This window comes from Rheinheimera sp. 1928-s (assembly GCF_029269265.1).
Classification (GTDB): domain Bacteria; phylum Pseudomonadota; class Gammaproteobacteria; order Enterobacterales; family Alteromonadaceae; genus Pararheinheimera.
On record NZ_JARIXP010000006.1, the window covers coordinates 25,559 to 37,857 of the forward strand.

Sequence of the window (12,299 nt, forward strand, 5' to 3'; positions counted from 1 at the left end):
TGATCTGCTTAGGCTATTCGGTCCGTAATTGCCTATGCTGTGAATGCTTAATTTGTAACCCTGAATCTAATGGCCGGAGTAAAGCATGTTACCCATTTCTGTCGCTGTGGTAGACGATCATCCGTTTTTACGTTTGGCGGTAAAAGCTGTGCTGGAGCGGCATAACTTTGAGGTGCTGGCAGAAGCGGATAACGGCATAGACGCTATTCAACTGATGAAAAATACCCCATGTCAGCTGATGATCCTGGATTTGGATATTCCACAAATGAGTGGGCTTGAAGTGATACGCCGGGTTAACCAGCGTTACCCGGAGACCCGTATTCTGGTGCTGACAGCGCAGGAGCCATCTGTCTATGCGGTGCGCTGCATTGAAGCCGGGGCTTATGGCATAGTCTCTAAAGCACAGCCGCTGGAAGAATTAGCAGAAGCGGCGCGTTTGGTGCTGAAAGGTAAAAAAGTATTCCCGCAACCAGAGCTTTATGGCGAAAAGCTGGCAAGCTCTGAGGCGGCTTTATTGGCCAGCTTAAGTAACAGAGAACTGCAAATCGTTGAGCTGTTGTGTAAAGGCCATGCCAATAAAGACATTGCTGAAACCATGTCGATTAGCCATAAAACCGTTAGTACCCACAAAACCAATATCCTTGGCAAATTGAACTTAGGCTCGTCGATGGAGCTGTTTGATTTTGCCAAAAGGCATAATTTGTTATGAGGTTATGGCTTGGTCTTGTTTTATTAGTCTGCCCCTTACTATTGTGTTCATGGGCTTTGCAGGCGCAGCAATTGCAGCTGTTTTCCCGCAGCACTGCCACAGTGCAGGTGGAACAAACAGGGGCTGAACAGCAGTGGTTGATGGCAAAAACGCAGCTGGTGTTTGGTGCGCTGGAAGACGAACATCCGCCTTTTGTCATTAAAACCAATGGCAAAGATTTTGAAGGTATTACAGCTGATTATCTGGGGCTGATTAGCGAAGCTTTGGCCTTGCCGGTGGAAATTCGCAGCTTTGCCACTAAAGCAGAGTTGATAGCCGCAGTGCGCGCAGGCACTATCGATTTTTACAGTTACGCCCGCATGAACGAACTGGATGTCGCTGATATTGTCGCGACAGAGCCTTATGCAGACGATATTCCTGTACTGGTGACCACTGCTCATCAGCAGTCAGTGGATAAATTAATTGCTAAGCACAAGCCCAGGCTGGCCTTTTCCAAACACTATTTAACAACAGATCGGCTACAGCAAAGCTTTCCTGACGCCGATTTGGTGCCATACGACAATTTAACTCAGGCGATAGAAGCTGTGGCTTTAGGTCATGCCGATTTGTATTTGGGCAATGTGATCAGCGCTCATTATTTAATTCACACCGGCCATTTTTCAGAGCTGAATATCAGCAACTTTACGCCTTTGACTTCTGGGCATTTTAATTTTTATGCCTCCACGCAACAGCCTGAACTGTTGGCGTTGTTGAATAAAGTCATTGCTGCTGTGCCTCATACTGAGCAGCAACAAATTTTGCAGCGCTGGAGTGCAGGTCGGGCGCTTTATATGTTGGCCGAGCGTATTGAATTATCCCAGGCCGAGCACAGTTATATTGAACGCAACACGCCTGTTCGTCTGGTGCATATACTGGGCGATACCCCGTTTTTAATGGGCTCAAAGGACTTAACGCAAGGCGTTGGCATTTTAAGGTCGTTAACTGAAGCCATCAGTGCCAAAACCGGTTTGGAGTTTGAGTGGGTGCCTGCGCGGTCTTTAACTGAAATGCTGCAACTGCTAAAAGAGGGAAAAGCTGATCTGTCGGCTATTCTGGCGCCTAATGCAGAGCGCGCAGAGTTTTTGAATTTTAGCCGGCCTTATCTGGTGACCTCTTATGCGCTGTTAACCCGCTCAGATGCGTCTATGTCACAGCTGCGGTTGGAGCAAATGGCTGGCAAAACTTTAGCTATTCAGAAACATCATGCAATAGAGCCGTATCTGCGCTCTACCTATCCGGATCTAAAACTGAAGTATGTTGAGAACTTGCAGCAAAGCGTGGATGCCGTATTAAAGGGGCAGGCTGATGCTTTGGCAGAAAATCTGGTGATAGCACGATTTTATGCTGAATACAGTTATAAAAACCAACTGCAAATCAGCTCCAGCTTTATGCCTTCAGGCGCACGTTTTACCCTGGCGGTATCAAAACAACAACCAGAGCTTTTCAGCATTTTGGATAAAACTCTGCTGAGTATTCCGCCGGATCAACTGGCGCTGTTGTCGGATTGGTCAGTGAATACTGTAGCACCAAACTTTTGGCAGACGTATCGCCAACAGCTTATGCTGGCTGCTGCTGCTTTTGTGCTGATTGTGTTGGCGTTTTTATTCTGGAATTTCTATTTACGCCGCCAGGTGCGGGAGCGCCAGCTATTGCTTGAACAAGTGGAACAAGCCAAAGAGCAGGCCCTTGAGGCCAGCAAAGCCAAAAGCTTTTTCCTCTCGACCATGAGTCATGAAATACGTACTCCGCTGCACGCCATTATTGGTACTTTGGAGCTGGCGAAACGTCAGGCTGATGACAAGCAGTGGGATTTTACCGCCATAGATATTGCCTACGATTCAGCTCAGGGTTTAAAAGAGTTGATTGGCGATATTCTGGATATAGCCAAAATTGAAGCAGGCCAGTTTGAAGTTAAACCCCAGTGGCTGCAGTTACAGGATGAAACCAAGCGGCTGTATCAGGTCTTTGTTGGTATGGCCAAAAGCAAAGGTTTGTATCTGAATTACAAAATGGACCTGGCATTCGAGCGGTATCAGGTAGAGCTGGATCCTCTGTTGTTTAAACAATTGCTGTCGAATCTGCTCAGCAATGCCATCAAATTTACGCCGCAGGGTGGGGTAGAACTGAGTTTAACTTTGCTGGAGCAGCAAGAAGAACAACTGCTGGTGCAGCTTTGTATCAAAGATACTGGTGTCGGCTTAACTCCTGAACAAAGCGCAAAAGTGCTGAAACCTTTTGCACAGCTGGCAAACTCAGAGCGGGTGTCAGGTGAACGCGGCACAGGTTTAGGCCTGAGTATTTGCCAGACCATAGTGCAGCTTATGCAGGGTAGGCTTTCTATTCAGAGTGAAAAAGATCAGGGCACCGAAATTCAGATTGAGTTGCAACTGCCTTGTAGGGCTGCAGTGCATAGTGAACATAACGAAATTACAACTGCGCCAACCACAGAGCAGCAACATCAGCCCTTAAAGCTTTTGGTGGTGGACGATCATCAGGTCAACCGCATGTTATTACAGCGCCAGTTAAGTTATTTAGGTCATCAGGTGTGGCAGGCGGCGGATGGCGTAGAAGCACTAGAGCTTTTACAGCAACAACCGGTGGATTTGGTGCTGACTGATTGCAATATGCCACGGATGGATGGCTATCAGCTGGCTTTAGCTATACATGAGGACCTGGCCTTACAGCATGTGGCTGTAGTGGGACTAACGGCCAGAGCTCAGTCCGATGAAATAGCCCGCTGTATCGCAGCAGGTATGAATGACTGCTTATTTAAACCTATCAGTATCAATGAATTACAACAAAGTATTCAGAAGTACGCCAAAGGCAAAGCGGCTTTTGATATAGACGCTTTGTTTGCCTTGGCTGGGCCGGATCCTGCCTTTGCCCGCCAGATGCTGTCCACCTTATGTCAAAGCAATAGTGACGACATAGAACAGCTGAAACTGCTACTGCAACAATCGGATTGGGACGCGCTGAAACGACTGGCGCATAAAATCAAAGGTGCTGCAGTGTTAGTGCAGGCAGAGCAGTTACTGGATAGCTGTGAAAAGATGGAGAAAGCCACAGAGCAGCAGATCACCAGTGCCAGTTTACGTGTGCTGGCCGCCTTAAAAGTATTTAACCGCGAAGCACAGCTATGGTGCGACAACAGCCAGAAGGAGTTGGCCTCAAACGAGGAAAACTAAATGCAAAACCCCAATGTATTAGTAGTAGAAGATTGTGCGGCGCAGCAATTGTATGCCGGACAGTTATTAAAACAGCTGAAGATCCAGCACATCAGTTACGCATCCGATGGTGAGCTGGCTCTTCAGTTGTTACAGAAGCAGCAACAACAAACAGATGTGATGCTGATTGATTTGGACATGCCGCAAATGAATGGTGTGGAGTTATTAAGACGTATAGCAAAACAGCGGTTATGTCAGGCTGTGATTATCACCAGCGCCAAAGATGCCTTGTTACTCAATAGTGTGGCCACTATGGCCGAGGCAGACGGTTTGCAGGTGCTTGGCACTTTGGCAAAGCCGCTAAATAAAGAGCTGTTGAGTTTATGTTTAAGCCGGCGTAAAGCCGAGGTTTGGCCTGCTGATTTTGAGAGAAAAACTCCGGTGTTTGATCAGAAGCTGCTGCGGGAAGCCATCAGTGAGCAGCAATTTTCGCTTTGTTATCAGCCGATAGCAGATATGAGTTCAGGCCAGATTGTAGCTGTAGAGGCGTTAGCCCGCTGGAGTCAACCAGAACTTGGCATGGTAAGGCCTGATGTTTTTATCGCAGCTGCAGAGCAGTGGGGGCTGATTAACGAACTGACCCGGCAGTTATTGGATCAGGCTTTGGGTCAACTGCAAAGGTGGCACGAGTTAGGGCTTGTTGTGCAGCTGTCTTTTAACCTATCGCCCTTGTCCTTATCAGATACAGCTTTTGTCCAGCAATTGCAGCATAAAGTGCGACAGGCAGGTATCAAATCACAACTAATCTGCTTTGAAGTGACTGAAACCCAGGATTTTACTCAGGTCTCTGCCGCCATCGAGGCCTTGGYCAATTTACGTCTGGCAGGGTTTTCTGTTGCTATAGACGACTACGGCACAGGCTTTGCCAACGTCCAGCAGTTATCCCGTATACCAGCCACCCGGTTAAAGCTGGACCGCAGTTTAACCGACGGCGTATCAGAGCGGCCACAACAGAGGCTGGTGCTGGAAAACACCATTCAACTGGCGCATAAGCTGGGCTTAAGCTTGATAGCGGAAGGGGTCGAGCGACTGGCCGATGCGATGGTATTAAAACGCTGCGGTATCAATCTGGTGCAGGGTTATTTGTACCATAAGCCTTTAACGGCGAACGACTGTACGGCTGCTGTACTTTGCAATAGCGTGGAGCAGCAGGAGGCGAGTTGAGCGGGCTGATTTAGAGTGATCAGGGACGATCACACTGTGGGACTATGTAGTCTGAAATTGAATGAAAAAAGGCAGGTAAATTATCTACCTGCCAAGGCACCGGTTGGGGTTGAGGATGATTTATGAAGCCGGAGCTGGCTCTGGCTCTGCTGTTGGCAGCGGCGTTTCAAAAGATAAACTCACTACACCTGAATAGTTATCCGGCGTATAGCTGGTTGTAGCAACTGGCGCTATGGTCATATTCACTACCTGACCTGCAGCAGCTTGGGTTGCACCTACTACATCAGCAGCAGTGGTTGATAGCGTTACACCATTGACAGCAACAGCTAAATTGATGGTATTAGAGAAAGTGCTGCCTATGAGGGTTGAGCTGGTCACCGCAGCCTGAATTGCGCCAGTGGTGCTGCCCATATGCAGTTGTTTTTGAATGGGTGTTAGCACGTTATTAAAGGTGTTCCATTCCATACGCTGTGGTGCAGTAAAAACGTCGTCCCCTGGTAATGCATTCACAAAAAATTCAGTGGACGGTACATCGGCCACTATAGTAATTTGTTTTTGCTCGGTCTGGGCTGCAAAGCTGGACGCAGAAAGACTTAACAGCATGGCTGAGGCAAAGAGAGTAGTTACATTTTTCATCGGCATAAGCTCCTGTGATCAAAAGTAATGCAGCCCTCGCGGTACTGCGCAATGATGAGCAACTCACCATAGTTGCTATCTTAAGTGGGGCAGTCAGGTCGTTCTATCGGACTAATCTGAAAATAGCGCCGGGATAAAAATGTTCTGTAAAAATGGCAGAAGCAACATTCAGGATCAGAGCTAGTACATCAGAGCTAGTACATCAGAGCTAGTACATCAGAGCTAGTACATCAGAGCCTAGGCTGCTGATCCTGTCTAATCAGGTAACTGGGATTCAATCACCAAAGTGACATCTCCTTTGTATAAATCGCCTCTGTAGCCGCTTAGCATCTCTGTTAACGCAGTTTGCTGTACTTCAAAATGCAGCTCTCCTGCACCGTTCAGTACAGTGGAATTGGCTTTAAACAGCAGTTGATTGGCCTGGCCTTGTCGTAACTGGACCCTATTGACTGCAGTGCCATTTTGTTGTGCCAGTTGTCTTGGCAAACTTAAGCTGGATTTCACTGGCACCAAATGGTTTTGTTTGGTGTTTTTCAGTGCACAGTCTTGACCCTTTTGGTGCTCGCATTGCAGATAGACTGCAATAGGCACTGAGTTCCATAACCGAAAAGGGATGTCCTGATAAACACGGTCCGGTACGCGGCCTGTGGTTAAATACTGAGTCCAGCCCGCAGCAGGCTGAAGTACGGCCTGTTCGCTGCCCGCCGGGAAACGAAATAAGGATTGATGGCCGACGCTGAGTTCAAAGTTAATCACCACTTCGTTTTCATCGTAGCTGCCATCACCAAAATCAAAATCGCCATTAGGTCCTACACTAAACACCAGTTTGCCTCTGTAAATGCCGTTATCCATTTTTAGCGGATCCGGTGTATTTAGGCGGTATTTAAAAATTAAATGCCGTTGAGTGATGCCATAACTGCCTGAGTATTGGCTTCGTAGCGCTCTGGTGCATTGGCCGCCGTTTTGTTGTGCCGCCGCATTGATATTCCATAAAAAGGCTGTGTCTGTTGCTCCGTTGACGGAATTAAATCCGCTTCTGCCACAGGATGAGCCTGTGTCCGGAAAATTTAAATCTTCACTGAGCTGAAACAGGTGAGGTTGATTGTTAGAGTTACGCCGGTAAATACCTCCTATATCGGTTAAGGTAAAAGTTAAATTAGCTGAACTGCCATTTTCCTGTTGCACAGTCACGTTTCGGCTGCCCGGAAAACGCAGATACACTTGCTCACGTGGGTTCGCACTGCGGCGCACAGTACGGTCGATAAAAGTATTTAACTGCAGAATTTTATTCTGGCCCCAGTGGCCGCACCAATAACCACGGCATTCAGTGATATCCGTAAAGTCGATATTCTGCTGTCCATTAGCGCCAGGCCTGTATTCAGCATGAATAGTGGTTTCATAAGCTTGTGCCGGCAAAATGCAAAGCGCTGCTAACAGCGCACAACGAGACATGAAAGCTGTAAAATTCATAGTAGACCTCATTCAGGTGARACAATCTGTGGTTCTGGCTGGGGTGCCGGTTGCGTAGACTGCTTTGCCATCTGACCTGGATCCGGCTGACAGAACAAATCGCCAACAAACCATAAGTCCTGCTGTTGTTGCCCTGTGTCGGACGGCAGTTCAAAATGACAAAGCGGTTCGCCTTGTTGCAGCACATCCAGTGTTGGCGCGGATTGACGCATGGCTAAGGTAAAAAATCCGCTGTTTTCTGTGACAGTGCGACTGGAGTGATTCAGCACATGGTGCCCGCCCAGAGCTTTCCCGTCTGAGTCGAGCAGACGGCCTATTACAGTCAGCGTTTTGTAAGCCGACAGCTTCAGATAATCCACGCCACCTTTATTCAGGTGATACCGCTGCACTGATTGTGACAGGCTGACATAAGCTGAGTCTGAGTTGGCAAAGTCGAAGCTGACAGTACCAGGCGTATAAGCAGCAACTGGCACCACATTAGAGCCTGGTTTCAGTACCACAGTCTGACCGGCCGAGTCATGCGCCATCAGCTCCAAATCATCCTGATCCGACTCCAAATCAACAATCAGGCTGGCCCCTTGATAGGCGTTTGCGCTGCTGGCAGCCAATCCGTCAGCATTCGCGACCACAGTACTGGTCAGGTTTAAGCCTGAACTGAATTTGCCGTCAAAAGAGGATCTGGACATATACAGATCGCTGTTCAGGTATTGGTTTTGTATGGCCGCATAGCTGTTTAAACCCACGCCATAGCTGTCAAAGTTGGAACTTAAGCCAATGCTTTTAATGCTGCTATTTTCGATTTGCTTACGCCAGCCTAATTCTGCGGTGTTTTCTTTGCTGCCATCGCGTGAGGTTCTGTTACCCAAAGCGCCATAAAACTGCGAAGACTGCTGGCCAAAGTTGATGTTCAGGCTGAGTTCTATGCCGGTATTGCGTTTTTGTGTCTGATCCGAAAGCGCAGGCCTGTTAAAGGCACTAACACGCCAGGTGCTGTCGGTATCCATAAACTTATGGCTGTATTGCCAACTGATGTCTGCTCCTGTGCCTCTGTGTGCCTGGTGTGACAGCCTGAGCGAAGCATTTTGGCTGGCACTAATTCTTTGCTGCCAGCTCAGAGCCGTGGTTTGTTGTGAAACCGCTATTTTGTTTTGAGTGTTTTTGCTGTACTGATGGCTGAGCACCAGATTACCGCTGTCAAAGCCATAGATAAGCTGGGTATCCAGGCCATAACCTTTGCCCTGGCTGTGATAATAATTCGCCAGCAGTTTGCTGCGATCCGACAGGCTGTGATCAACAGAGCCACCAAGCTGAATAGCCTTATCAATATACTGAGTGCCCAGGCCAACAACAGTGGATGCATTGAGCAGGTAATTCAGTGTGGCGCCCGCTGTTAAATCCCCTTCAAAAGCTGATTCTGTGCTGTTAAACAGCTGAGTCTGGCGGCCGACAAACAGGTTGTATCGAAGCGTCTCAGAACTATCCCCCCAGTTGCTGGCTTTATAAATCATGGCTTGGGATTCAGAGATCAGTTGCCCATCCTGTACTAGCCGCAATTGCACTTCATAAATTCCGCCGGGTAAAACTTTAGTGTCTATCGCCTGCAAACCTGCCTGCACTTGCTGGCTATTGATCAGAAACCCATTACGATAAACTTCCACAATAGCCGGCCTATCGGCTGTGACGTACACAGGCACTGTGCTGGGGTATTGTTGGTCTGTGACCAGGGTGTCGGAGGAACTCAGCATCAGCCCCAGCATATTTTCGCCGCCTGAACCGCGGCCAGGTCGCAAGCTTAAGCCCTGAGGATCATTGGCAAAGTATCCGGCACGAACAGAATAACCTTGTAGTTCACGCTGGCTGTAAAGCTGGCTTACACCATAGTAGGTGTTGTTGCCTGCAACGCCGCTTTTTGAGATTTGAGCTCCGCTGTGATGAGTCCAGTTGCCTGTGCTGGCAACGGCCTCAAGATGGTAATAGCTGGAGGACGCAGAGTTTTCGATATTCATCAGATTCAGCTGATTTTGAATAATAACGCCACTGCTGCCACCTTCAGGCAAGGATTGATACTTTTGCGCTGTGTTTTGCTGTTCGACATCAGGAGTCAGAATAGACAAAAGGGAGTCGGACAGGCTGTAATCCAGTGCCAGCCAGGGTTCTTTGCAGCCAGTGCAAGGGCCTAAAGCCACTTTGTTGCTGAGTTCTTGTTGCCAGAAACTCCGTTCTGAATCGGTATAAGGGCTGTTGTAGGCATCGGTAAAACTTAGCAACTGCACTTTGTCGTCTTCTGTTAAGACCAACAGAGCATCACCCAGATACTTGCTGTTCAGCTCGACTCTGACCGCCAGCGGCACATTAAATAAGTGCGAAGCAAAATCAGCCGGTAGTTGTTCGGCTTGTTGTAACACAGGAATAGCAGACTGTACCGTCTGGCCAAAAGCTGAAGTTGCCAGCAGGATGCAGGTTATGCAGATAGCAATGTGCTTGAGTGAAAAGGCTGGCAATCACAGTTCCCCCCGTTAGTTGAGTGCTGTATATGCTAAGCAGGCAAGGGCGGTCAGACTATCGGACTAATCTGAGTTTTACCTTAGGTTGTGGATAGTGTGCCTGAGTGGTTTGGTTGTTGGCTTAAAGCTCATGGCATCGACTTTATGGCATTGAGGTTTCAAAGAGTAAATTCACCACCCCCTGATAAGTACCGGCTCTGTAGCGGCCGCTTGAAGGGGGCAATGCCATAATCAGCATATCCAGTTGTTGGCCTGCACTGGCTTGTTGGGCATTTAATACAATTTGAGCTGTAGTACTTAACAGACTGTTATTCAATTGTACTTTGAGTGGAATTTGCTCTGAGCCATAACTTAATAAAGGTGGCGCTAACAAACGCGCTGAAACAGCACCTAAACGGCTTTGGATATAGAGCTGTTTTTGTATCGGCAACAGTTGTTGCTGATAGCTATCCCATTGCATCCGTTGGGTTTGATTCAGCCAGGGATCGGATTCCGGAGTGTTGATCTGAAAATCCGGATTAGGCAGTTGCAAGGAGACGGTTACCTTGTGTTCAAAGCGCTCTGTAGCAAATAGCAGAGGACAGACAAAAAGCATCAGCAGCAGAAGGGGGCGCATATCAAAACTCCTGCATCTTTTTCATATCACCTTCCTGCAACTCAAAGCGGTAATGGCGGCCAGCGTCTTTGTGCAGAGTTTTAGTTTTACCCGGCAGAATATGCTCCAGTATAGGTTTGTCGCAGTTGGTATTACCGGCGTCACACTGAGCCAGTTTATCCAGCTTAATGGTGGTATTGCCGTTATTACGGATGATAATTTTGTCGTTGTAAGCTGTGATTTGGGTGTCAAATAACTCTTGTGCCGGGTGTACAAAGACGATGGTGCCATAACCTGCCAGCAGGTTAAAACCCGCCTGCAACGAGCTGTTGTAGTCAGCGCTTTCTTCGGCGCTTAAGTTAAAGTTATCGTTGATATCCGGCAATACAGGAATATAACGCACTCGAAAGTAACGCTCCTTATCACGTGGGCCAACAAACAATAAACGGGCCGACTGAATGCCCGAAGCAGGAATAATCAAACGGGCAGGGCTGACAATTAAGGTGTCGGCGTTTTGGCTGTCGCCTAAAATCTCTCCGGCTTCCACTTCTTTGGCGACACCTTTTTCGTCATAAACAATCTCATGCACTGTCACCCGCACAAAAGCTGTGGCGTCCCCAGCGTTATAAATACGTTTGAGTTCAGTACTTTGTTTTCCACTAATATAGTCGTGCAAAGTACCGACATTGATATTAGGGGCGGCCGCGTAGCTGACTGAAGCCGTCAGGCCAATAAGTACTGTGAGTGTTTTGAGCAGAGTGAATAGTCTGTAGTGCATTTCAGGTCGCTCCTTAGGATCAGTTAACCTGGCGGAATACTAAAAAATATTTCCCACCAGTAAGGCGCGTTAATCTAAAGGTTGGCAGATTGGTTGTGGATCGGACTTGTCTGATTTTAGCTGTGATGAAGTGTCAGAGTGACGAGCCCTCAGGCGAGGGCCCGTAGCAGATGAACTCAGATATCTGTCGACATAGATAAGGCTTTATAGTCGTTCAACTCCTGCAAGCGGCGTTGATAGGCTGTCGTTAAATAGTCTATAGAGTCAGACCCTGCGGCATATCGCAGCGGCAGGATGTCAGTCTTTGCCAGTTGTACCAAGACTTGACCCAATTTGGCCGGATCGCCGGCCTGTTGATGGCTGACTTTGCTGTAAGCCTGCTCCAGCGCTGTGGAGTAGTCCTGATAATCCGCTACTTTTTCAGTGCCATATTGCACTGAGCTGCTGTCGAGAAAGTCAGTGCGAAAGAAACCTGGCTCAACAATATTCACTTCTATGCCCAAGCCTTTGACTTCAAGCGCCAGAGATTCAGTAAAACCCTCTACCGCAAACTTAGTGGCACAATAGACAGAAGCAGCATCAAAACCTAAAGCACCGCCAATAGAGGACAGGTTGAAGATGCGGCCACTGCGCTGCGCGCGCATCAGGGGTAATACGGCGCGGGTGACATTCATCAGACCAAATACATTAGTGGCAAACTGACGTTCTACATCGGCTTGTGGAATTTCCTCAAATACACCCAACTGGCCGTAGCCTGCATTATTCACCAGTACATCAATACGGCCAAAATGTTTACTAGTCGCCTCTACTGCGTCCAAAGCCTGAGTTATATCTGTTACATCCAGAGCTAAAGCCAAAACTTTGTCTGAATCACTAAACTTTTGTCTGAGCTGCTCGAGATTCCGGCCAGTAACCACAACACAATCCCCCGCAGCCAGCGCAGCTTTGGCAATTTCAGCGCCTATACCCCGGTTTGCACCCGTGATAAACCAGACTTTTTCCTGTATTTCTTCCTGTACTTCAGCTGTTGAATTTAAATTCAGAGTAGACATAACGTTGCTCCTGTTTAGCCTGTTGATTAGCGGTGATTCGCTATGGGTTTAGCTTGGCAGCCGTTGGCACAAGAGCGGTAGAACGAAAGTTGAGCACTATTGCCTATTACTATAAAAAACGTAAAGCT

General features: G+C 48.0%; 9 protein-coding genes. 3 read left to right on the forward strand and 6 right to left on the reverse strand.

The features are described 5' to 3' along the window. Nucleotides 1-85 precede the first annotated feature (85 nt). The 3 genes from P3C17_RS15915 to P3C17_RS15925 are packed head-to-tail and all read left to right on the forward strand — an operon-like array spanning nt 86 to nt 5,136. Nucleotides 86-709 (forward strand): response regulator transcription factor, encoded by a 624-nt coding sequence (locus tag P3C17_RS15915; protein WP_300930358.1) that lies wholly within the window; start codon nt 86-88, stop codon nt 707-709. Beyond that, entirely contained in the window at nt 706-3,933 is a 3,228-nt protein-coding gene (locus P3C17_RS15920; RefSeq protein WP_300930359.1) for a transporter substrate-binding domain-containing protein, read from the forward strand. Before P3C17_RS15915 ends, P3C17_RS15920 begins: the two co-directional genes overlap by 4 nt. Next, complete coding sequence (locus tag P3C17_RS15925; protein ID WP_300930360.1) at nt 3,934-5,136, forward strand: EAL domain-containing response regulator; 1,203 nt, start codon at nt 3,934-3,936, stop codon at nt 5,134-5,136. A 120-nt stretch (nt 5,137-5,256) separates the two neighbouring features. Here the strand turns inward: P3C17_RS15925 and P3C17_RS15930 are convergent, their stop codons facing one another. The 6 genes from P3C17_RS15930 to P3C17_RS15955 form a co-directional block, all read right to left on the reverse strand. Further along, nucleotides 5,257-5,772, reverse strand: coding sequence for a CS1 type fimbrial major subunit (locus tag P3C17_RS15930; protein ID WP_300930361.1), 516 nt, complete (start codon nt 5,770-5,772; stop codon nt 5,257-5,259). A 255-nt stretch (nt 5,773-6,027) separates the two neighbouring features. Continuing rightward, entirely contained in the window at nt 6,028-7,242 is a 1,215-nt protein-coding gene (locus P3C17_RS15935; RefSeq protein WP_300930362.1) for a hypothetical protein, read from the reverse strand. Between the two features lie 8 nt (nt 7,243-7,250). Then, nucleotides 7,251-9,743 (reverse strand): TcfC E-set like domain-containing protein, encoded by a 2,493-nt coding sequence (locus P3C17_RS15940; RefSeq protein ID WP_300930363.1) that lies wholly within the window; start codon nt 9,741-9,743, stop codon nt 7,251-7,253. 145 nt (nt 9,744-9,888) lie between these two features. Beyond that, nucleotides 9,889-10,362: a CS1 type fimbrial major subunit gene (locus P3C17_RS15945; RefSeq protein ID WP_300930364.1), complete on the reverse strand. Its 474-nt coding sequence runs from the start codon at nt 10,360-10,362 to the stop codon at nt 9,889-9,891. A gap of 1 nt (nt 10,363) precedes the next feature. Beyond that, the gene (locus tag P3C17_RS15950; RefSeq protein ID WP_300930365.1) at nt 10,364-11,119 is read right to left on the reverse strand and encodes a hypothetical protein; all 756 of its coding nucleotides are present in this window, start codon (nt 11,117-11,119) and stop codon (nt 10,364-10,366) included. 176 nt (nt 11,120-11,295) lie between these two features. Then, entirely contained in the window at nt 11,296-12,171 is an 876-nt protein-coding gene (locus P3C17_RS15955) for an SDR family NAD(P)-dependent oxidoreductase (RefSeq protein ID WP_300930366.1), read from the reverse strand. Nucleotides 12,172-12,299 lie beyond the last annotated feature (128 nt).